At 62.5% G+C, this 21,061-nt stretch carries 15 protein-coding genes; 4 read left to right on the forward strand and 11 right to left on the reverse strand.

Annotated elements, in window-relative coordinates; translation table 11 throughout:
* Nucleotides 1–127 precede the first annotated feature (127 nt).
* The 3 genes from QM996_RS19225 to QM996_RS19235 all read right to left on the reverse strand — a co-directional run bounded on the left by QM996_RS19225 (nucleotide 128) and on the right by QM996_RS19235 (nucleotide 4,374).
* The gene (locus QM996_RS19225) at nucleotides 128–913 is read right to left on the reverse strand and encodes a pseudouridine synthase (protein ID WP_334197666.1); all 786 of its coding nucleotides are present in this window, start codon (nucleotides 911–913) and stop codon (nucleotides 128–130) included.
* 81 nt (nucleotides 914–994) lie between these two features.
* A complete protein-coding gene (locus QM996_RS19230; protein ID WP_334197667.1) occupies nucleotides 995–2,557 on the reverse strand; it encodes a D-aminopeptidase in 1,563 nt (520 codons plus the stop codon).
* 98 nt (nucleotides 2,558–2,655) lie between these two features.
* Nucleotides 2,656–4,374, reverse strand: a complete 1,719-nt coding sequence (locus tag QM996_RS19235; RefSeq protein ID WP_334197668.1) for an ABC transporter ATP-binding protein — start codon at nucleotides 4,372–4,374, stop codon at nucleotides 2,656–2,658.
* A 353-nt stretch (nucleotides 4,375–4,727) separates the two neighbouring features.
* Between QM996_RS19235 and QM996_RS19240 the strand changes: the two genes are divergently transcribed.
* Nucleotides 4,728–5,009, forward strand: coding sequence for a DUF6074 family protein (locus QM996_RS19240; protein WP_334197669.1), 282 nt, complete (start codon nucleotides 4,728–4,730; stop codon nucleotides 5,007–5,009).
* A gap of 12 nt (nucleotides 5,010–5,021) precedes the next feature.
* Here QM996_RS19240 and QM996_RS19245 read toward each other — a convergent pair whose 3' ends face one another.
* From QM996_RS19245 to QM996_RS19255, 3 genes are read right to left on the reverse strand one after another with little or no spacing between them, the layout of a single operon-like run.
* Nucleotides 5,022–6,242 (reverse strand): adenylate/guanylate cyclase domain-containing protein, encoded by a 1,221-nt coding sequence (locus tag QM996_RS19245; RefSeq protein ID WP_334197670.1) that lies wholly within the window; start codon nucleotides 6,240–6,242, stop codon nucleotides 5,022–5,024.
* A 51-nt stretch (nucleotides 6,243–6,293) separates the two neighbouring features.
* Complete coding sequence (locus tag QM996_RS19250; protein WP_334197671.1) at nucleotides 6,294–8,360, reverse strand: 2Fe-2S iron-sulfur cluster-binding protein; 2,067 nt, start codon at nucleotides 8,358–8,360, stop codon at nucleotides 6,294–6,296.
* Between the two features lie 58 nt (nucleotides 8,361–8,418).
* Nucleotides 8,419–9,030, reverse strand: a complete 612-nt coding sequence (locus QM996_RS19255; RefSeq protein ID WP_334197672.1) for a glutathione S-transferase family protein — start codon at nucleotides 9,028–9,030, stop codon at nucleotides 8,419–8,421.
* A 146-nt stretch (nucleotides 9,031–9,176) separates the two neighbouring features.
* On the opposite strand from QM996_RS19255, the gene QM996_RS19260 reads away from it, so the two are divergent.
* Nucleotides 9,177–10,070: a LysR family transcriptional regulator gene (locus QM996_RS19260; RefSeq protein ID WP_334197673.1), complete on the forward strand. Its 894-nt coding sequence runs from the start codon at nucleotides 9,177–9,179 to the stop codon at nucleotides 10,068–10,070.
* 75 nt (nucleotides 10,071–10,145) lie between these two features.
* Here the strand turns inward: QM996_RS19260 and QM996_RS19265 are convergent, their stop codons facing one another.
* Both QM996_RS19265 and QM996_RS19270 read right to left on the reverse strand, forming a co-directional pair.
* Nucleotides 10,146–10,949 (reverse strand): LytR/AlgR family response regulator transcription factor, encoded by an 804-nt coding sequence (locus QM996_RS19265; RefSeq protein ID WP_334197674.1) that lies wholly within the window; start codon nucleotides 10,947–10,949, stop codon nucleotides 10,146–10,148.
* Entirely contained in the window at nucleotides 10,946–12,040 is a 1,095-nt protein-coding gene (locus tag QM996_RS19270) for a sensor histidine kinase (protein WP_334197675.1), read from the reverse strand. The genes QM996_RS19265 and QM996_RS19270 overlap by 4 nt, the downstream gene beginning before the upstream one ends.
* A 227-nt stretch (nucleotides 12,041–12,267) precedes the next feature.
* On the opposite strand from QM996_RS19270, the gene QM996_RS19275 reads away from it, so the two are divergent.
* Both QM996_RS19275 and QM996_RS19280 read left to right on the forward strand, forming a co-directional pair.
* Complete coding sequence (locus tag QM996_RS19275; protein WP_334197676.1) at nucleotides 12,268–15,396, forward strand: autotransporter domain-containing protein; 3,129 nt, start codon at nucleotides 12,268–12,270, stop codon at nucleotides 15,394–15,396.
* Nucleotides 15,396–15,935, forward strand: coding sequence for an invasion associated locus B family protein (locus QM996_RS19280; protein ID WP_334197677.1), 540 nt, complete (start codon nucleotides 15,396–15,398; stop codon nucleotides 15,933–15,935). Before QM996_RS19275 ends, QM996_RS19280 begins: the two co-directional genes overlap by 1 nt.
* A gap of 31 nt (nucleotides 15,936–15,966) precedes the next feature.
* Here QM996_RS19280 and QM996_RS19285 read toward each other — a convergent pair whose 3' ends face one another.
* From QM996_RS19285 to QM996_RS19295, 3 genes are all read right to left on the reverse strand, one after another.
* A complete protein-coding gene (locus tag QM996_RS19285) occupies nucleotides 15,967–17,760 on the reverse strand; it encodes a PAS domain S-box protein (protein ID WP_334197678.1) in 1,794 nt (597 codons plus the stop codon).
* A 146-nt stretch (nucleotides 17,761–17,906) separates the two neighbouring features.
* Nucleotides 17,907–19,517, reverse strand: coding sequence for an MDR family MFS transporter (locus QM996_RS19290; protein WP_334197679.1), 1,611 nt, complete (start codon nucleotides 19,515–19,517; stop codon nucleotides 17,907–17,909).
* 151 nt (nucleotides 19,518–19,668) lie between these two features.
* Nucleotides 19,669–20,874 carry an HlyD family secretion protein gene (locus tag QM996_RS19295; protein ID WP_334197680.1) on the reverse strand — a complete coding sequence of 402 codons (1,206 nt, stop codon included), beginning with the start codon at nucleotides 20,872–20,874 and terminating at the stop codon, nucleotides 19,669–19,671.
* Nucleotides 20,875–21,061 lie beyond the last annotated feature (187 nt).

Below are 21,061 nucleotides of genomic sequence, written 5' to 3' on the forward strand. Positions count from 1 at the left end.
AATCACACCTGGTCGCGCGCCGCGGATGACTCAGTCGCCCCCTTCACTGAAGTCCGTTGGCAAGTTTAAGGCCAGCTTGTGTCGCGACGCTCTTTAATGTTCCGATTGGGGATGTCCGGATGTCCCTTCAAAGACCCGTGCGTTGTCTCAGATAGGTGATTTCGTCCGCCGTGAGGGTACGGGTGGCGCCTTTGGGTAAGTCGCCAAGCGCGATCGTCCCGATCGAAACGCGAAGCAGGCGCAAGACCTCGAAGCCGAGCGCATCAAGCATGCGGCGGATCTGGCGGTTGCGCCCCTCTTCCAGCTCCACTTCGATCCATGTGTTCTTGTCGCCACCCCTGAGATGGACGGCACGTGCGGCGCGCAGCACCTCACCGCCTTCCTCGATGCCGGCAACCATCTGCCTGAGATGCCCGTCACCGATCTGACCGGCGATCTGTACGTGGTAGACCTTGCCAAGATGGGTTTCAGGATCGAGCAGGCGCTGGGCAAGCACCGTGTCGTTGGTGAAGAGCAGAAGGCCCTCGCTCGCCTTGTCGAGACGGCCGACCGGAGACAGGAAAGACGAGTCGGTTTCTGTCAGACAATCGAATACCGTTGGCCTGCCCTCGGGGTCGTGCCGAGTGGTGACCAGTCCGCGCGGCTTGTTCAGCATCAGATAGATCTTCTCTTCGGCAAGCACCGGCTTGCCATCGACCGTGATGCGATCCTTGTCGATGTCGACCCAGTGTGAAAGGTCCGTGATCTTGCGTCCGCCGACGCTGACGCGTCCTTCGAGCACGAGCTTTTCGGCCTGCGTGCGCGAACAGAAGCCGAGCTTGGAAAGTGCGCGGGCAACGGTCACGCGCTTGCCGGCATCGGCTGCGGGGCGGCGGCCGTTGTCTCGCGCAGCTGTTGGTCGCTTCTGCTTCACGCCGTGGTCTTCCGGTTCCTGGTCATGTTTCGGACCGTTGCCGCGCCTCTGCTTAACACACCCGGCGCCTCGATCGCGGCATCAGCCGATCTTCGTGTAGTCGATCCGCCGGGCGAGCCAGCAGCCGAGGGTGAGGCCAGCCACCTTGCCTTGCGCGTCGCGTCGGACAAGCACGGTCCAGTCTCCCGGTGCCGGTGCATCCATCGAGCGCTTGCAGCGAAGGAGCCAGACGTCTTCGGCCAGCGGTCGCATGGCATGCATCGCTCCGGTGCCGAGCGCACCGTCGAAGCCGCCGTAGAAGACGCCATTGGTGGAAACGATATCGAGATGGGCGTCGAGTTCAGCCGAATGGTAGCGGCCGGCGATATCGGGGAGCGCCGTGCCAGAAATGCGTTCGGCATTCACCGTCAGATTTTCGCGAGGCCGTTCCATGCGAAGCGCGGCGCCTTGCGCGATCAGGGTCACCGCCGCCGAGCGGGCGCTGCCGTCGGCACTGACGGAAAGCGTTTCGGGCGAGGTCGCGAACCGCAGTTCGATGCGGGACGACGCCGTCGGTCTGGCGACAAGGGCGAGGCCCGTTTCCGGATCCAAGTAGCTTCCGGTGGTCCGCGCGTCCCAGCTCCGGGACGTGGTCTCGGCATCCTCGTGGCCGAGAGCGATCTTCATCAGCGCCACCGCCGCCGCATGGGCATCGCCTTCGTGATTGAACATCACCACGACGGAGAGACGCTCAGCGGGTGCGTAGAGCCTGCGGCAGCGGAAACCGCGAAGCGCGCCGCCGTGGCCGCTGATCGCGACATCGCCGATCATCTCGTGTGCGAGGCCGAAGCCGTATGGTGCCGGGCGGCCGTCCGCATAGGTCTGTGGTGCAGAAAGGCGGCGATGGAGCCCGTCCGCATCGTCACGCGTCCCGTCGATGAAGCACTCCCAGGCCAGCATGTCGTCGAGCGAGGCGGAAACACCGGCGTCGCCCGCCCAGTAGATGCGATTAAGCGCCTCGAAATAGCCGACCGCCTCGTTGCCCTCGTAGCCGACGATACCGTCCGGCGGCAGGCTGGTGTCCGGGGTCAGGGCGGCGGTCTGCATGGCCGCGGGACCAAAGACGGAGCGCTGATAGAGTTCCGCCATCGAGCGGCCGGTGTGCTCTTCGATCAGGTCGGCGAGAATGCGGAAATTGCCGTTGGAGTAGGAATAGCGGGTGCCGGGCTCGAAGTGCGTCGAGCGCGCCTTGGACAGCAGCGGGCGTGCATCCTCACGGCGGAAGACACCATCGTGGCTGGCGCCCTCAAGCACCGTCAATGCCCAGTAGTCGCGCAGTCCGGACTGGTTGTGGCAGAGATGGGCAGCGGTCGGGCGCTTGCCTTCGAGCAAGGGGAGGTAGGCGTCGAGCGCAGGGTCGAGCTTCTCCGGACGACCAACCGCATCCAGCAGCACTGCGCAGGTCAGCTGCTTGGTGATCGAGCAGATCGGAATCCGCGTTGCCATCGTCATCGGTTTGCGGGCCGTCAGGTCGGCATAGCCCCAGGCGTGGCGAAAGAGGACCTCGCCATCTCTCACCACACCGGCAACGCCGCCTGGTCCGGGGTAGTGCTGCGGCAAGGCTGCTATGGCGCGTTCAAGGACGGAAAGATCAGGAGTGTTCATGGCGCTAAGAATCTGGCGGATGGAGGGGAGGGGGCATTGTGTTCCGTTCGTAGCGCCCCCTCCTTCCGCATGCAATGCCTACGCTGCCACGGCCATCGTCAGACGGCACCTGCCTGGGCGTGAAAGAGGCGGCTATAGGCGCCCTTGGCAGCGAGCAGTGTTTCGTGGGGTCCCTGTTCGCGAATGCCACTCCCGTCGACGACAACGATACGATCGGCATCGCGGATCGTTGCCAGCCGGTGCGCGATGATCAGTGTCGTCCTGCCCTTGGAAAGCTCGGCCAGCGACTGCTGGATCGCCCTTTCCGTTTCGGTGTCGAGCGCCGAGGTCGCCTCGTCGAGGATGAGGATTGCCGGGTTCTTCAGGAACATGCGGGCGATCGCCAGCCTCTGCTTCTGCCCGCCGGAAAGCTTGACGCCGCGCTGGCCGATCACCGTGTCCATGCCGTCCGGCAAGGCCTGGATCATACCGTCGAGCTTGGCGCGTCGGGCGGCATCCAGGATATCGGCTTCACTGGCACCGAGCCGGCCATAGGCGATGTTGTCGCGAATGGTGCCGGCAAAGAGGAAGACATCCTGCTGCACGATACCGATCTGGCCGCGTAGCGAGGAAAGCGTGATGTCGCGGATATCAGTGCCGTCGACAGTGATCGAACCCTCGCTGACCTCGTAGAAACGCGGCAGCAGCGAGCAGATCGTCGTCTTGCCGGCGCCTGAAGGGCCGACGAAGGCGATCGTCTCGCCAGCATGGATCGTCAGGTCGATGTTCTGGATGATCGGCTTCTCGGCGCTGTAGCCGAACGAGACGCCACTGTAGGTGATGTCACCCTTGAGGCCGGCGACGGCGGCAGCACCCGGCCGGTCCTCGATATCGGGCTCGGTCTCCATGAGTTCGAGGAAGCGTTTGAAGCCGGCAATACCCTTCGGATAGGTCTCGATGACTGAGTTGATCTTCTCGACGGGTCGGAAGAACACGCCTACCAAAAGCAGGAAACTGACGAAGCCGCCATTCGTCAGCTCGCCGGTCAGCACGAAGTAGCAGCCGGTGATCATGACGATCAGCTGCGTCAGCCGCATGCTCATGTAGCTGAGCGACGTGCTGGCGGCCATGATGCGATAGGCTTCGAGCTTGGTGCGGCGATAGTTCTGGTTGTCGGTCTCGAAGAGGCTGCGCTCATGTGCTTCGTTGGCGAAGGCCTGCACCACCCGTATCCCTCCAACATTCTCCTCGATGCGGGCGTTGAAATCGCCCACCCGGCCGTAAAGGCTGCGGAAGTTCCGGGTCATGCGCCCGCCGTAGCGGCTGGTAACCCAGGCCGTCATCGGCACGACGGCAGCCGTGATCAGTGCGAGCTGCCAATGCACCATCAGCATCAGCAAGAGTGCGCCGATGAAGGTCATGATCGCAATGAACAGGTCTTCAGGCCCGTGGTGGGCGACTTCGCCGATCTCCTCGAGATCCTTCGTCAGGCGCCCGACCAAATGACCGGTCTTCTGGTTGTCAAAGAACGAGAAGGAGAGCTTCTGCAGATGGTCGAAGGCCATCCGCCGCATGTCCGTCTCGATGTTGATGCCGAGCATGTGGCCCCAATAGGTGACCGTCGCCATCAGGCCCGTGTTGAGCAGATAGACGAGCAGCAGTCCGGCCGAGGACAACAGGATCAGGGTCCATTCCTGGCTCGGCAAAAGCTGGTCGACGAACAGCTTCACTGCGATCGGGAAGCCGAGCTCGAGCAGGCCGGAAAGCACGGCGCAGGAAAAGTCGAGAATGAACAGGCCGCGATAGGGGCGGTAAAATGCGAAGAAACTCTTCAACATGCAGGTGCACTCACTGGGGGCAGCGACCGAGGGTGGTCGATTGAAATATGAATTCCAATGTCATGTTTAATGTTGGAAACCCACCCAGAAATACGGAAGACCGTGTCGCGGGTTTGACGAGGCCGACATCTTCGGTCCCGCAAACGGTCAATCCGCATCTGGCGGCGGCGGCGGGAAGGAAACGTTAACCATAAGCTTCGTAGAACAGGAATCACCAGAGCGCTTCGCCTGCGGTTGGGGATATCGCAGGCGCGTGAGGTGCTCGATATCGACAAGCGTAGGGCGTCTTTATGCGTTCGCGTCAACGCACGAAGCTCCAGGGGGCAAATGAGAAGATGGCAGGCAAGCAATCAGTGAAAGCCACGGAATCCGATGCGAGCACGATCGTTCCGTTTCCGGTGGCAAGGAGATTGACCGCCATCCGCACCGCTGCCGTCGAACTTGAAGATCTGCATGGCGCCGAAGCCTTGCAATTCTGGCGCCGCCGGTGCCGCGCCCTTGCCGACGAACTTCTTGCCTGCGGCTGCTCGGAAGACGAAGCGCGCCGGCAGGTGATGGACTTCCAGGGTGAGGTTCAAGCCGAGCTGCAGTTCCGCCACCTCTCGCGCGTCTCTCAGGGCGTGATGAGCCAGTAACTGCGCGCTTTTTCAGTTCGCTGGCAGTTCCGGATCCCAGGTGAACAGCTCCTTTGCCCGGGCGATGCCGCGCAGCGCGAAACGCCCCAGCGACACCGCATGGACCTGATGTTCCGGCGGGCAGGCCTCGACGAAATCAGAAGACATGATCATGTGCCGCTCGACCGAACGGCACATCGATGAAATGCGGCTGACTTCGTTGACGGCCGGACCGACGACGGTGAAATCGAGCCGGGTCTGGCTGCCGATATTGCCGTAGAACACTTCGCCGATATGGAGGCCGAGATAGACGTCGGTCGTCGGCTTGCCCTCCGCCTGCCGGCTCGTGTTGAGCTCGGCGAGCATGCGGCGGAGCTGCCGTTCGGCCGCAATGGCGTTGGCGCAGGCGGTAGCCGGGTCGTCGGCATTGAAGATCGCAAGCACACCATCACCGATGAGCTTCAGCACGCAGCCGCCATGGTCGTGAATGGCCGTGATCACCGTCCCCGAATAGTCGTTGAGCAGCGGAATGATCTGATCGGGCGAGGAGGTGTCCGAGATGCGGGTGTAACTCCTGAGGTCCGAAAACCACATGACCGTTTCGATGCGCACTGCCGAGCCGCGAGCGATGCTTCCCTCGACCACGCGTTTGCCGGCGTCGGCGCCGAGATAAACGTCGGCAAGCGTGCTGATGATGCGCATGCAGGAGCCGGCCTTCACCGCGAGCGCCAGGGTCGGCAGCAGCACCCGGAGCGCGGCAAGCTCTTCCTCTGTGAAACCGGACGGTTTGCGGGTCGTCCAATAGGAATAGAAGCAGTCCATTCCGCCGACGCGGCCCCGGTCGGTGAAATGGTGGATCATGCTGACGCAGTCGGTATGCCCCTGCTCCTTGAGGTCTTTCAACATTGTGAAGCTGACGGTTTTTTCGGCCGCGAGGCGGATACGCCGTTCGGATTCATGATCGTTGAGCATGTGGTAGAAGATGGAATTCTGCCAGTTCATGAGAGCGTCGCCGCTGCTGGTCGAGCCGTACTGGATGACCTCCGGCGTCACGTCGCTTTCATCGTTCCACTGGAAGGCGCGGCCCTCGAACTCCGGATGCAGGGTGTCGATCAGCCCGAGTGCGCGGGCAAGGTCGATGCCGGCTGCACGGCACTGTTCGCAGAAGCCGGCGAAGAGCTCCGGCTCGTCCAGCCCTTTGAGGCCCTGTTCGGAAAGCCAGAGGACGATATCGCGGATCTGTTGATCGTTCATGCTGCATCCCGCTTGGCTGCTGATGATACTCATCAATAGCCGATGCATGGCTTAGAGCGAAAGATGCAGCTTGCGTTCCTCGTCTTCCGCCGGAACGGCGCAGCAGATCAGCGCTTCGTCCTCTGCCACCGGGAAAGAGGGTGCGGACGGATAGGTCACTTTCCCTTCGAGCACCGACGTCCTGCAGGATCCGCAACTGCCGTTGCGGCAGCCGAAATCGGGCGTCAACCCGCGCGTTTCGGCGAGATCGAGCAGGTTGCCGTCGCCCGGTTGCCAGCGGGCCTCCTTGGCGGTTTTCGCAAAGACGACGTGGACGGGAGCGCTCGCCGGCGATGCCATGGTCGGCGCAGATCCGCCATCCGGCCGCCGTGTCAGCGACGAGAGCCCAAAGGCTTCCGCATGGATGCGGGCGTCGGCCACATTGAGCGCGCGCAGACCATCATAGAGGGACTGCGTGAAGGCCGCTGGGCCGCACAGATAGAAGTCGTAGTCGTCGAAGGGCAGGGTGGCTTTCAGATGAGTGAGATCGATCCGGCCACTGACGTCATAGTCCTGGCCTTCGGTCGCGCCAGCCGGTTGGCTGAGGGCGCGCACGAGGCGGATATTGCCTTGACCTTCCTCGACCAGAGCGGCGATTTCCCGGTCGAAGGCACGTTCCTCCAAGGAGCGGGCGGCCTGGAAAAGCCAGGTCGGGCGCGTGCGGCGCTTGCGGCGACCCTCGTGGACGATGTGCTGGAGCATGGCCACCATCGGCGTGATGCCAACGCCGGCGCCGATCAGCACCGCCGGTCGCCGCTGCGTGCCATCGATCGTGAAACTGCCGGCTGGCGCACGCGCTTCGATCCGGTCGCCGGGTTTCAGCCCATGCAGCTGCCGTGAAACGGTGCCGTCCTTCTTGACGCTGATGCGATAGAGCGCATCGGTCGGGGCGGAGGAGAGCGTGTAGCTTCGGACAAGAGCCTTGCCGTTCGTGTCTACCTGCACCCGGATCGGCAAGTGCTGGCCGGCCTGGTGGGCCATGAGGCCGACGCCATCGTCCGGGGCGAGGTAGAGCGAGCGGATCGTCGTGCTTTCCTCTTCGACGCGCGCCACGCGGAACGGCCGCCACTCCTCGGCCAGGGCTGCGGCCTGCAGGCGCATCTTGGCTTGCTCCCAGTCGCCTGTCGTCAGCAGGCTGGGCGACCATCCACCATCCTCGAAAGCCCAGCGAAGCGGCAGGCCATCCTGGCGATAAACGACCTGTTCGGGTCGGAACCGCCACAGGCGTTCGGCACCCTGGAAGGCGGCGACCTCGGGCGAAGACAGGATGACCTCGGCGCTGCCGGTCAGCTGCAGCATGTCACCGGTCGTGAAGTCGACGAACAGCAGACCGGCGCGCGGATTGACCATGAAGTTGCCGAGCGTGTTGAAGAACAAGTTGCCGGAGAAGTCGGGGATCGTGAGAACGCCATCGTTGCCGATCTCGACGAAACCAGCCTTTCCGCCGCGATGGGAAACATCGACCTGCCGCTCGCCGGTATCGCGGTCGACATAGGAGGCGACGAAAAAGGTATCGGCATTGGCGATGATCGCCCGGGCGCGCTCGTCGAGAGCCGCGTAGCGGACCGGCCGCTTCGATGCCGGTTCGTGCGGGGCACGGGAAAAGGAGAAATGCCGGAGCTGGATATATTGCGGGCAGTTGCCGAAACTCTGGCGCACACGAATGGTGAACCCGTCGTCGCCCTCACGCAGGATAGCGCCGTTCAGCCGGTTGCGGCGCCGGGTTTCGAGCTGGATGCCGAGCATGCCGATCGAATGGGCATCATCCATGCCGGCGTCGGCCGGATCATCGGCTTCGCGCGGTAGCCGCACGTCGAGGTTCCAGGCGTCGGGGGCCTGCATGAAGCCGGGGGCTGCGGCGCGCATCGTCGCCCAGACGTTCCCCTTTGCGTCGACCGCGCCGAAGACGGCGAACGGCAGCATGGGGAAGAACTGCTGGTGCTGCTCGGGCATGAAGCTGCGCACGAAGTTCCGGCCCGTTGCGTCCATGCGCTCGACGACGCCGAGGCTGCGCTGGATGACAAGTTCGCCTTCGTGCCAGGGGGAGTCCGGCCGCTTCTGTTGTGCATTGTCCGGCATGATCTGAAACCTCGTTGGGGTGAGGCCCGGGACAGGATGGCTGCCCCGGCCCGGTTCGTCAGGCGGCGAGGCCGACAGCCGTCTTCTGGAAGCCGACGAAGCCGGGGAGGCGCTCGATGCGGGCAAGCCAGTTCCGGACCTGGGCGTAGTCGGAGAGGTCGACATTGCCCTCGGGCGCGGCGGAAACGTAGCTGTAGAGCGAAACGTCGGCGATGGTCGGCCTGGCGCCGAGCAGGAAGTCGCGGTCGGTCAGTTCCGCATCAATCTGCGCCAGCACGCGATGCGCCCGGGCAATCGCCTCTTCCGCCCGCAGATTGGCGCCGAACACGGTGACGAGGCGGGCAGCCGCCGGACCGAAGGCGATATCGCCGGCAGCAACCGAAAGCCACTTCTGCACCTTCGCGGCCAAGGCCGGATCTTCCGGGAGCCAGTCGATACGGCCGAGCTTCTTGGCGAGATACACGAGGATGGCATTGGAGTCCGCAATGACGGTGCCGTCGTCATCGAGGACCGGAACCTGACCGAACGGGTTGAGCTTCAGGAACTCCGGCTCCTTGTGCGCCCGGGCCTTGAGATCCACGTCGATCAGTTCGTGCGATACGCCGAGCAGCGACAGAAAGAGCTGCGCCCGGTGCGAATGGCCGGACAGCGGATGGCGATAGAGTTTCATGGGGAATGTCCCTCGAGAGCGTGAGAACCGTCGCGGCCCTCCGGCGGTTCGGGATGAACCGCCTTCGAGAGCAATCTATGACTTTCCAATTTTTGGCAGTAGAATGGATATTCGGTAGTCCGATTCTCATTTTTTGGAAGGAAAGAATGGACCGTCTCGACGCCATGGGTGTTCTGCTTGCCGTCATCGAGAACGGTAGCCTGTCGGCCGCCTCGCGGCAGCTCAAGGTGCCGCTTGCCACCGTCAGCCGGAAAGTTTCGGAACTCGAGGCGCATCTCGGCGCCCAGCTCATCACCCGGACGAACCGCAAAGTCCTTCTGACGGAAACCGGCCGCTCCTACGTGGAAGCGGCCAAGGAGATCCTGGCGCGCGTCGAAGAGGCGGAAAGAGTGGCCGCCGGCGAATACAGCGCGGTCAAGGGCGACCTGACGATCTCTGCACCGATCGTCTTCGGCCGCCTGCACGTCCTTCCGGTCGTCGTGGACTTCCTGAAGGCTCATCCCCAGATCGACATGCGGCTGGCGCTGAGTGACCGGTTTGCCAATCTCGTTGACGACCACATCGACGTGGCGCTTCGGATCGGTAATCTTCCCGATAGCAACCTGGTCGCGACCAAGCTCGGCACAGTCCGCCGCGTGGTCTATGCAAGCCCCGACTATCTCGCGCGGCTCGGCGCGCCCCAGCATCCGAACGAGGTCGCCGAGCATGACTGCATCACCTTCGAAAACGTCACGGCCGCCCATGTCTGGCGCTTTCTCGACGATGGGCGCGAACTGGCTGCGCCGATCCGGTCGCGGTTGATCGTCAACACGGCGGAATCGGCCGTCGATGCCGCCATCGCCGGCCTTGGCCTGACGCGGGTGCTTTCCTATCAGGTGGCGCGTCCCGTCGGAGACGGATTGCTCGTTCCCTTGTTGGAGGCGTTCGAACACCCGCCTCTTCCGGTCCAGCTGGTTTATCTGCCGCAGGGCCTGGTGCCAATGAAGCTCAGGGCCTTCGTGGATTTTGCGGTGCCACGGCTGCGCGGAGTCTTGCGCTGAGCGTGTCGCGATCCTTCCGCTCGCGGCCCTTCAAGCGTTTGGTATTTCGTATGTCCAGCGCCCTGGTCTCGGCCGTCAGCCCGCTTGTGGGCGCTCGGCGGTGGTCGGCCGGATATGGCGCGCATAGGTTCGCCCGACGCGGATTTCGCTGCCATCGGAGAGCAGGGCGATAAGGGCAGCAAAGGGGGCCTGCTTGAGCCCGACGATGCAGTCACGGCGCACGATCGAACTGCGGTGCAGCCTCAGAAACCCGGCCGGGTCGAGCCGGCGTTCGAGCGATGCGAGGCTTTCGTGATGCAGATAGGACCGGCCTTCGATATGGATGCGGACATAGTCGCGCTCCGCCTGGAACCGCACGACCCGATCAAGCGCGATGCGAACGAATTCTCCGCGGGATTTGATCCAGAGATCGGCCGACGGGGTTTCGTGTTTGCGCAATGCCTGTCGCAGCGCCTGCACGGTTTCGTTGAGTTCCAATACACGTTCGGTGCTCGTTCGTGCCGCAATCGCCACGCGCGCCCGTTCGATTGCGGTGCGCAGGCGGTTCGCCTCGATCGGCTTGGTGACATAGTCGACAACGGCCGCCTCGAAGGCGCGAAGCGCATAGTGATCGAAGGCGCTCACGAAGACGACTGCGGGCGCATTGCTGCCCAGCTTCTCCAGGATGTCGAAGCCGGTGCCGCCAGGCATCTGGATATCGAGCAGGATCACGTCCGGCTGCAGCTCGGCGATAAGGTCGCAGGCCTGCTGGACATTGCCGGCCGTTCCCAACACCTCGACGCCAGGCATCGCGCCGAGCAGGCGCAGCAGGCGGCGTCTGGCGAGTGGCTCATCGTCGACGATGAGGATCGAAAGGGAAACTGTCTGGATTTCGTTCATGCAAGCCTCAGCGGCATTGTAATTGCGGCTCTGAAACGCCTGGGCGTCACGAACCCAGATACACACGCTCCCACACCCGGAAAACGCGCCTGGACGCGATCGGCGACATTCTTGAGGCCGATCCCGGTGCCGGAGGTCTGGCGCCGCCCATTGTCGGTCTCTGCGGCAATGTCGTTCTCGACGGTGATTTCGAGCGCCTGGCCGACCTTGGCCGCACTGATGACGATCTCGACCTGTTCTGGCGAGCGGCCGACGCCGTGTTTGACCGCATTCTCGATCAGGGGTTGTAGGATTAGGCTCGGCACCAGCGCCTGTTCCAAGCCGCTGGCAATGTCCATCCTGAGTTTCATCCGGTCGGAATAACGCTCGCCTTCGATGTGAAGATAACCGGCCTGCAGGGCCAGTTCATCTGCAAGCCGCACGTCGTGCAAGGGATCGAGCTCCAGGGTCGTGCGCAGAAAGTTTGAAAGCGACATCACCATGCGCGTCGCGGCAACGGTCTGCCCTTCCTCGATCAGGCCGGTGATGGAGTTTAGCGTGTTGAACAGGAAGTGTGGATTGACCTGGTAGCGGAGAGCCCGCATTTGCGCCGCAAGCGCCTCCTCGCGCGTGATCGCGAGGCGCCGCTCGCGTTCGCGCAGCTCGAAACTGTAGAGCAGCGCGACGAAGAAGAACGACCAGCCGACGAATGTCGCCATGCTGTAGACGAGCGTATAGCCGATGCTGGTCCAGTCGACCGTTATCGGATCGGGACGCACGATGACAAGATAGAGCATGAAGTCGACGCCGGTATTGGCAAAGGCGGCCACGAGCGAGGTGGCGAAGCCGACGACAATCTTGATTGCGATATGGTGATGCCGCACGCCGAAAATCGCCGCAGCGATGCCATAGGAAAAGGTCATGCCGCAGATCATCAGGAGCAACTTTCCCGGCGCCGACATGATCGGATCAATGCCGAGTATGCCCCACAGGATGCTGCTGATGATGAATTCAACGAACCAGTAGAGGAATCCGAGCCAGAGCGTCGCGCGCCGCACGCTTTCGATATAGGCGCCGTTGTCCACTGATTTGGTTTCATCCTCTGGTTTCATGCCATTTTTATGGTTCAAGCGGGCGCCGATGTCGATTGCCGTTCGTCGGTGAATTCAAGCCGTTTGCAGAAAGCCACAGCCCTTCAGCGCTGCAATTTGCCGTTTGCAGAAACCCGAATTCTCCCCTTTCGCCGGCTTGCTATAGCCGCCCATGACCCGCGCTTTCCCGTCGAATCCGTTCGCCTGGGAGTTGTGCGCAAACATATGCAAATGAAAAGGGGCAGACATTGACTATCTGTGCGAAGGCGGACGTTTCGAGGATCAACCTTCTGAGTTCGACCGCGCTTGGCCGCGCCGGTCTTCTTTCGATGATGCTGGCGGCCGCACCGTTCATCCCGTCGCCGGCGAAGGCGGCCGGGCTGCTCGTTCCGGGCGACATGACCTGGACCAGCGACCATACGATCAACGGCAACCTCGTGATCCGCGGCGGTACGGGCGGCGCCACCCTGACGATCAAGGACGGCGCCAAGGTTGAAAGCACCAACGGCTACATCGCCGATGGCCGCGGTTCCGTCGGGATGGTCGTTGTCTCCGGTCCCGGCTCGGCCTGGGACATTGTCGATGCCAATCCGAACGGCTATCGCGCGCTCTTCGTCGGCGGCTTCGAAAACGGCATCTACGGTGGCAAGGGCACATTGATCGTCGAGAACGGCGGCAAGGTTTCCGCCAAGGAGACCTATGTCGGTTCCCTGCAGGAGGGCGACGGAACGCTCGTGGTGCGCGGTGCCGGCTCCATGCTTTCTACCGATTACCTGGGTGTCGCCGATGGTGCGCTGACGCTCAACACCGCCGCGGTCAGAATCGAGAACGGCGGTCTCGTCAACTCCAGGACGGCCTACTTCGAGAACGGCACGGTTCTGCTGACCGGCGAGAGTTCGCGGTGGGTCAATACCGGCGAGTTCACGATCGGTGACAGCTTCACGATCGAAAGGGGTGCCGTCGTCTCGACCAACACCGCCGTCTTGCAGGAAGACGAGAGCGTCGACACCATCCAGGCCTATGTCGATGGCGCCGGCAGCGAGCTCAAGGTTGCCGACAAGCTGACGATCGGCGATAGCGGCAGGGTCAACCTTTCCGTCGCAAACGGCGGCAAGCTTTCGGCGGGCGGCGGCATCGTGCTTTCCGGCATTGGTGGCATCAACAACGAAGGCATGGGCAGCCTGACGATCGGCGGCAAGGTCGACCTGAACAATATCGCCGAGCCGATTGCTCGGCAGGCGCAAGCGGCGGGCACGGTCGATCCGGCGGCGAAGATCGATTTCGGCCCACGAAGGGGGTACGTCAATTTCAACCATACGAACGCCGGTTACGAGTTTGCCAACACGATCGGCGGCAAGGGCACGATCAGCAATTTCTCCGGCGAAACCATCGTCAGCGGCGACCTGACGAAGTTCTACGGCAAGGTGAATGTTTCCGGCGGCAAGCTGGTGCTGAAGAGCAACCTCGACACGATCGACAATGATCCGGATACCGGCATTACGGACTACAGCGAGACCCAGTTCAACGTGACCGGTGGAACACTGATCGTCGACGGCGAGACGGGACGCGTACAGGGCGATCGTTTCTATACCAATGAGGTGGACGTGTTCGGCGAGATGAACCGCATCCGCGATCCGAACTCGACCTCTTTGGGCAGGCTCGGCGGCTCCGGCACAGTCGGCAACACATACATCGACTCGAAAGCGATCATCTCGCCCGGCAATAACTCCACCGGCACGCTGACGATCATGGGGCGGCTCGATATGGCGACCGGTTCGATCTACGAGGCCGACATCGCCGCCGACGGCCGTTCCGACCGGATCGTTGTCAGGAGCATCGGCACCAACGAAAACACCGGTATCGCCAAGATCGGCAGTGGTACCAATGTTCAGGTCACTGCACTCGACGCGAACACCAGCTACAAGACCGGACACACCTATACGATCCTGACCGCGGATCGGGCAATCGAGGGGCAGTTCGCCGAAGCGATATCAAAATCCGCCTTCCTCGAAGTGTCGCTCGACCATAAGGAAAAGCAGGTCGACCTGAAGATCAAGGTGAAGAACGGGGGCACGGAGCCCAAGCCAGGCGAACCGAAGCCCGGGGAACCAAAGCCGGGCGAGCCCAAGCCCGGTGAGCCCAAACCTGGTGAGCCGAAACCGGGTGAACCCAAGCCCGGCGAACCGAAACCCGGCGAACCCGAGCCCGGCGTCTTTGAAGGCGAAGCTGCCACGGGCAACCAGCGACAGACGGCGCTGGCCCTCAACACGCTCGGCCAGAGCGGCCCTTCGCTCGGGCTCTACAATGCCCTGATCCTGCTGGACGGCTATGCAGCACGTCGTGCCTTCGACCTTTTGTCGGGCGAAGTCCATGCTTCGGCGCAGACGGCGCTGATCAACGACAGCAGCCTGCTACGCAACGCCGCGAACGACCGCATTCGCGCAGCCTTCGACGACGTGGCCGCGGCGAATGTCCCGGTTCTGGCCTATGGTCCGGAAGACAAGATCACGACCGGTGCCGTCGGGGCGATCAACGCGGCGTCCGTCGCGCCGCCGGTGATGGTTGGCTGGGGCCAGGTGTTCGGCTCCTGGACAAACACCGACGGCAACGGCAACGCTGGTGCGCTTGACCAGTCGACGGGCGGTTTCGTTACTGGCTTCGATGCCGCGGTCTCGGACAACGCGTTGATCGGAATCATGGCCGGCTACAGCCGGACGACCTTCGATGTCGACAGCCGTGCCTCCAGCGGCGACAGCGACAACTACCACCTCGGTTTCTATAGTGGCAGCCGCTGGGGCGATGTCGCGCTCAGGTCGGGCCTAGCCTACACCTGGCACTCGATCAACACCGCGCGCTCCATTGCATTCCCCGGTTTCACCGATCAGTTGAAGGCTGACTATGACGCCGGGACGTTCCAGGCATTTGGTGAAGTCGGCTACCGCATCGATCTGCCGAGCGTCGCGCTCGAGCCCTTCGCGAACCTCGCTTATGTCAGTCTGCACACCGACGGCTTCACCGAGCGCGGTGCGGCGGCAGCGCTTTCGAGTCAGAGCAACACGACCGACACGACCTTCACGACGCTTGGTTTGCGTGCCTCTGCGCCGCTCAGCCTTGGCACGACCGATGCGAAGGTGCGCGGCATGCTCGGCTGGCAGCACGCCTTTGGCGACACGACGCCATTCTCAACCATGGCGTTTGGCACGGGCAGTGCCTTCTCGGTGGCCGGTACGCCGATCGCCGAAGATGCGGCGATCATCGAGGCCGGCATCGATTTCGCACTGACGGGCAATGCCAGCCTCGGCATCACCTACACCGGCCAGTTCGGCTCCGGCACGACGCAGAATGCGGTCGATGCCAAGCTTGACGTGCGCTTCTGATGCGTCGGTTCGTGTGGCTCTCGACAATGCTGGTGGCGACATTCGCCGCCAGCACGCCGCTCCATGGCGAGGACGCAGCGGCCGGAAAGGCTTCTGCACCCTCCCAGCTTTCCGAAACTTATGAGGACTGGAGCGTGGCCTGCGCCGAGGTCGCGGGTAAAAGGCACTGCATCCTGTCACAGCGGCAGTTTCACAAGAGCGGCCAGCATGTGCTGACACTCGAGCTTCGGCCGGCTGAAAAGGCCGGTCTGGAGGGGAGCCTCGCGCTTCCTTTCGGCCTCTATCTGGAAAAGGGCATCACGCTTGGCGTCGATGAGGCGACCGGCAGCAAGCCGACGCCATTCCGAACCTGCCTGCCCATCAGCTGCATCGCATCGTTGACCTTTACCGAGGGCACGGTCGCCTTGCTGCGCAGTGGAACGACGCTGAAAATCGGTGCCCATACGAGCGATACGGAAAAGGACGTCGCGTTCTCGGTGTCGCTCAAAGGCTTTGCGGCGGCATTGGACCGCGTGCTTGCGCTTTCCGGCAGGGCGTAGGCCGCCGTCGTGCTTGCGTGTCACGGCCCAATCAGGGCGAGGTGGGTTCGTCCCACCCGCCTTGTAGGGCCGCATCGACAGAACACACCAGGCCGGACGGGTGATAGCTGATCTCCACCTGGCCATTCAGTTCGACAGCCAATAGGGTTTGAATTAGGCGCGAGCCAAATCCTTTGCGCGATGGCTGCTTTACCACCGGACCGCCAGATTCCTGCCAGCGTAGCGTCAACCGGGTCGGTGTGCCGGTCTGCAGAGACCAGGTGATCGAGATCCGGCCGCGCCCGGTCGATAACGCGCCATACTTTGCAGCATTCGTAGCGAGTTCATGCAGCGCCAAGGACAGCGATACGACCATCCTCGGCGGTACCTGGATCTGCGGGCCGGAAACGACAAACCGTTCCTGTGCGTAGGGGGAGATTGCCTGGTTGATGATTGTCTTCAACTCTGCCCGTTCCCAATTTCCATGGGTGAGTAGGTCGTGCGCTCGTGCCATTGAAACAAGACGCGCCTCAAAAGCCTCCACCTCTCCGACATCCGTTGTGTCGCTGCGCCCGAGGGTCTGCCGGGCAATTGCCAGGACGGTCGCAAACACGTTTTTGACGCGATGGTTCAGTTCACCGACCAAGACGGTCTGAAGGCGCTCCGCCTCCTTCCGCACCGTAATGTCGTGAGCCAATTTCGAAGCGCCGACGATGCTGCCATAGGCGTCATAGATCGGCGAAACGCTGAGGAGGACGTCGACACATCGGCCGTCTTTGTGGAGCCGTTTGGTTTCGTATGGCTCAACCTTGAGGCCTGCGCTGACCTGTCTGAGGATCGCAGGTTCTTCGTCAATTCGATCCTCGGGAACCAGCGTCATGACGGAGCGGCCGACCATTTCTTCCGCCGAATAGCCGTAGAGCCTTTCGGCGCCCGCATTCCAGGTCGTGATCCTCATCCTGAGATCGATGCCAAGAATGGCATCGTTCGAGGATGCGATGATGGCCGCAAGGCGACGCTCGACCTCCTGGGCGCGCTTGCGCTCGGTGATGTCGACGATGACGGCGGCGGCCTGTCGAAAATTGCCGCGCTCGTCGCGGAGCACGGAGACCGAGTTCGTAACCCAGACGAGTCCTCCATTTTTGCGCAGATAGCGTTTCTCGATTTCATAGCTCTGGCCGGTGCTCGCCATCCTTTTGAACAGGCGAGCGCTTTCGGCGATGTCTTCGGGAAAGGTGATGTCGTGCATCCGTAACGTCAGCAGTTCGGCTTCGCTGTAGCCGACGATTTCGCAGAACCGATTGTTGACCAGGAGGAAGCGGCCCGTCAGGTCCGTCTGGCTGATGCCGGCGGCCGACTGCGAGAAAATGGCGCGAAGTCGCTCTTCACTTGATTTTAAGGCGCCCTCGAACTTCACCCGTTCCGTCGTTTCGTTGACGATGCAGAAAACGCCCCGAACTTTTTGTTTCTCGTCGCGGACGGGCGAATAGGAGATATCGAAATAAACTGTTTCGGGGTAACCGTGACGCTCGATATAAAAGGGACGGTCTTTCGCAACCACCGTCTCGCCGCGCTCCAGCACGCGCCGCAGTAAAGGCTCAAGATCGCTCCAAAGCTCCCCCCAGTTTTCGTGCGCCGGACGCCCCAGTGCGCGAGGGTGCTTGTCTCCGATGGTGGGCGCATAGGCGTCGTTGTAGAGAGCAACGAATTCCTCGCCCCAGAACATCACGATCTGCGCTTGCGCCGGCAACATGATGTCGAGCGCAGCCCCCAGGCATGGCGGCCAGTCTTCCATAGGGCCTAGCGGGCTGTCGTCCCAATGGTAAGCCTGGATCAACCGGCCCATCTCTCCCGTTGCTGTGAAAGGGGCGCTGCTCTGCAGGGTGAGTTCCTCGCTTGAATGGCCAATACACTTCAACCCTTTGAGAAACCTAGGTCAACATGCAAATTGAAAGCTTCCGGGCGCGGCTGGCGCTATCCTGCTGGCAGCTCTCAATGGGCGCCACCCGCACCCGCGCCGCCGAGCCGGATCGCCCGGGTGAAAAGCAGGGTGATGGCGGCGAGTGCGAGCACAGTGCCGATCACCGCGAACGTGTCGCTGAACCCCAGGATAAGCGCCTGCCGGCGAACCGTCGCGCCGATCACGGCGATCGCCTTGTGTTGCGCAACCGCGGCGTCGGATACGCCATGCGCCATGAAATGATGGGTCAGATCGCTGATCCGGTCACGGACCTCATCGCGCGACAGCGTGACGGACTGGCCGATGATGTTGGAATGGAACTGCTCCCGTTTGGTCAACACGGTCGCGAGCGTGGCCGTTCCAACCGCACCGCCGAGATTGCGCAGCATGTTCGACAGACCGGAGGCGGCGGCAGCCTCGCCAGGCGCTATGCCGGCGGTCGTGATTACCGTGATCGGCGTCAGCACCAGGGCCTGGCCGATGGCGCGCACGATGTTGGGCACGAAGAGCTGGTCGCCGGCGCTGTCGAGCGAGAGCGTCGTGTTCATGAAACAACTGGCCGCAAAGATACTGATGCCGACGAAGCCGACATAGCGCGGGTCGAACCGCTTCATCAGCGCCGGCACGAGCGGAATGATGAGGAGCTGCGGCAAACCGGTCCAGGCGAGCACGAAGCCGATCTGTTCGGCATTGTAGCGCTGCACCTGACCCAGATACTGCGGCAGGATATAGACGGTGCCGAACAGCGCGACGCCGACCAGCACGTTGACGAGGACGCCGACACCAAAATTGCGCTGCTTGAGCAGGCGAAGCTGGACCAGCGGCTTGTCGACCTTGAGCTCGATGATGACGAAGGCAGTCAGAAACACAGCCGCGGCGAGGGCGAGCTTGACGATGAAGGGCGACTGGAACCAGTCGTCCTTGTTGCCCTCCTCGAGCACGGTCTGCAGCGCCGAGAGCCCGATCGCCATGGTGACGATGCCGGCCCAGTCGCCCTCCTTGAGCAGTGACAATTGCATCGGCTTCTTCTCGAGCGTGAAATAGAGCGCAACCACCATGACGATGCTTGGGGGCGTGTTGACGAAGAAGATCGACTGCCAGCCGTAGTTCTCGGTGAGGTAGCCGCCGATCGTCGGGCCGATCGCCGGCGCGAAGGTGACGGAAAGGGCGAAGAGTGCCAGCCCGAAAGGCTGCTGCGCCTTGGGCAACCGGGTCAGGATCATGGTGAAAGCCATGGGGATGAGCACGCCACCGGCAAAGCCCTGCAGACCGCGCAGCGCGATCATCGAGCCGAGGTCATGGGCGAAGGCGCAAGTCGCGGAAAAGATCGGGAATAGGATGGCATTTGCCAGGATATAGCGCCGGAACGAGAAGACGCGGCTCAAATAGTCGGTAAGCGGGATCACCACGATCTCGCCGATCAGGTAAGACGTCGATATCCAGGCGCCGTTATCGACGCCCGTGCCGATGCCGCCCTCGATATCGAGCAAGGAGGCATTGGTGATCTGGATATTCAGGATCGCCATGAAGGCGCCGATCAGGCCGGCGAGCACCGCGATCCATGCCCTCGTGCTCGCTTTTTCCGATGGGACCGCAGCGGCTGGCAGCGCGCCGGGCGCAACCGTTTCAGCAATGGTGGACATAACACCCTCCTGCCTTGTCTGGCTGGTGAGATGGGCGCCTAATCGCCCTTGAGCATCCGCTTTCAGGTGGAAGCACTTGAAAGCGGAAAGATGCGCTAGATTCAAAATGTTAGAGCGACCTTAGTGCGTCCGCGCTGAACGCACGGGCGCTCTAGTTGTGGATCGTTGCCGACGTTGACGCGACTTCGCGCGCCGCGGGGTTGGTGTCGATGGTCGGGTAAACCGACATGCCCGGTCGCAGCGTCACCGACAGTGGGCTCCCGTGATCCAGCACGATTTTCACCGGGATGCGCTGCACCACTTTCGTGAAGTTGCCGGTTGCATTGTCCGGCGGCAGCAATGCAAATTCCTGGCCACTTGCCGGCGAGATGCTGTCGACGTGACCCTCGAAGACCTTTCCGGGGAATGTGTCCACTTCCACCGTCACCTTCTGGCCCGGATAAACGTCGGTGAGTTGGGTTTCCTTGTAGTTGGCGACGATATAGGCCGCGTCCGTCGGCACCACCGCCATGAGCTGCGTGCCCGCCTGCACGTATTGTCCGAGCCGCAGGGTGCGGTTCCCGATCACGCCGTCGATGGGAGCGGTTAACGCGGTATAGGAAAGGTTCAGACGGGCTTGGTCCTCGGCGGCCTTGGCGCTGTCGAGAGCGGCCTTCGCCTGCTGAACCTCGGCCTTGATCACGTCAAGCTGCTTGGTCGCACTGGCAAGGGTCGCCGTGTCGCGCGTTACGGCGGCCCGGGCGGCTGTGATGCGCGAAGCGGCCTGCTGAGCATTCTGGATGGTGCCGAAGCCTTGGCGAGCAAGCTCGGAATATCGCTTGTCGTCCTGCTCTGCGAAGGTCTGGTCGGCCTTGTCCGCTTCGACGGTCGCCCTTGCCGCGTCGATGGCGGACTGCTGAGCCACCAGGGCCGACTGCTTGTTGGCGATGTTCGCTTCGGCAGCCTCGACCTGAGCCCTGGTCTGTTCGAGGCTGACCTTGAAATCACGATCATCGATGCGGGCGAGGATCTGTCCCGCCTTCACCCGCTCATTGTCGGCCACGAGCACGTCGGCGATGTGGCCGGAAACCTTCGGCGCAATCGTCGTGCTGTCGGCCTTCACATAGGCGTCGTCGGTCGACACCTGGAAGCGGCCAGTCGTCCAGTACCCCCATCCGTAATCGGCAGCCGCGGCAAGGCCCGCGACGGCCACGGAGGCAAAGAGCAGACCACGCAACAATCGCTTTCCAGGCATGTTTGCTGCCGGCGCTAGCGCAGGCGGGGTCGCAGGTAGTTCCTGCGGGAGCCGAATGGTCGGCATCGCTTCCGCAGTAGGCGAGGGGCTGTCGATAATGGCAAGTGGCGTATGCTGGTTCATGGCCGGTTCCTTTCCCCGGTGTGGCGGGGCGAAACGCGTCCTGCCAAATTAGGAAAACTATTGCTTTCTAAAATGCGCGCGGAGAATCGGACTGTCAACAGAATTTGGAAAGCAGGTGTATTCCTTAATCGTTGATGCTGAAGTTGCACTTGTGGGAGCTGATAGCGCTTGCGACAGGATATGACCC

This window comes from Sinorhizobium chiapasense (genome assembly GCF_045277575.1).
Taxonomy (GTDB): domain Bacteria; phylum Pseudomonadota; class Alphaproteobacteria; order Rhizobiales; family Rhizobiaceae; genus Ensifer; species Ensifer chiapasense_A.

Bases quoted from the DNA above. Each gene is read 5' to 3' on its own strand.
- QM996_RS19230 (WP_334197667.1), bottom strand. From the start codon at position 2,557: ATGAACACTCCTGATCTTTCCGTCCTTGAACGCGCCATAGCAGCCTTG.
- QM996_RS19235 (WP_334197668.1), bottom strand. From the start codon at position 4,374: ATGTTGAAGAGTTTCTTCGCATTTTACCGCCCCTATCGCGGCCTGTTC.
- QM996_RS19245 (WP_334197670.1), bottom strand. From the start codon at position 6,242: ATGAACGATCAACAGATCCGCGATATCGTCCTCTGGCTTTCCGAACAG.
- QM996_RS19250 (WP_334197671.1), bottom strand. From the start codon at position 8,360: ATGCCGGACAATGCACAACAGAAGCGGCCGGACTCCCCCTGGCACGAA.
- QM996_RS19255 (WP_334197672.1), bottom strand. From the start codon at position 9,030: ATGAAACTCTATCGCCATCCGCTGTCCGGCCATTCGCACCGGGCGCAG.
- QM996_RS19260 (WP_334197673.1), top strand. From the start codon at position 9,177: ATGGACCGTCTCGACGCCATGGGTGTTCTGCTTGCCGTCATCGAGAAC.
- QM996_RS19265 (WP_334197674.1), bottom strand. From the start codon at position 10,949: ATGAACGAAATCCAGACAGTTTCCCTTTCGATCCTCATCGTCGACGAT.
- QM996_RS19270 (WP_334197675.1), bottom strand. From the start codon at position 12,040: ATGAAACCAGAGGATGAAACCAAATCAGTGGACAACGGCGCCTATATC.
- QM996_RS19280 (WP_334197677.1), top strand. From the start codon at position 15,396: ATGCGTCGGTTCGTGTGGCTCTCGACAATGCTGGTGGCGACATTCGCC.
- QM996_RS19285 (WP_334197678.1), bottom strand. From the start codon at position 17,760: ATGGGCCGGTTGATCCAGGCTTACCATTGGGACGACAGCCCGCTAGGC.
- QM996_RS19290 (WP_334197679.1), bottom strand. From the start codon at position 19,517: ATGTCCACCATTGCTGAAACGGTTGCGCCCGGCGCGCTGCCAGCCGCT.
- QM996_RS19295 (WP_334197680.1), bottom strand. From the start codon at position 20,874: ATGAACCAGCATACGCCACTTGCCATTATCGACAGCCCCTCGCCTACT.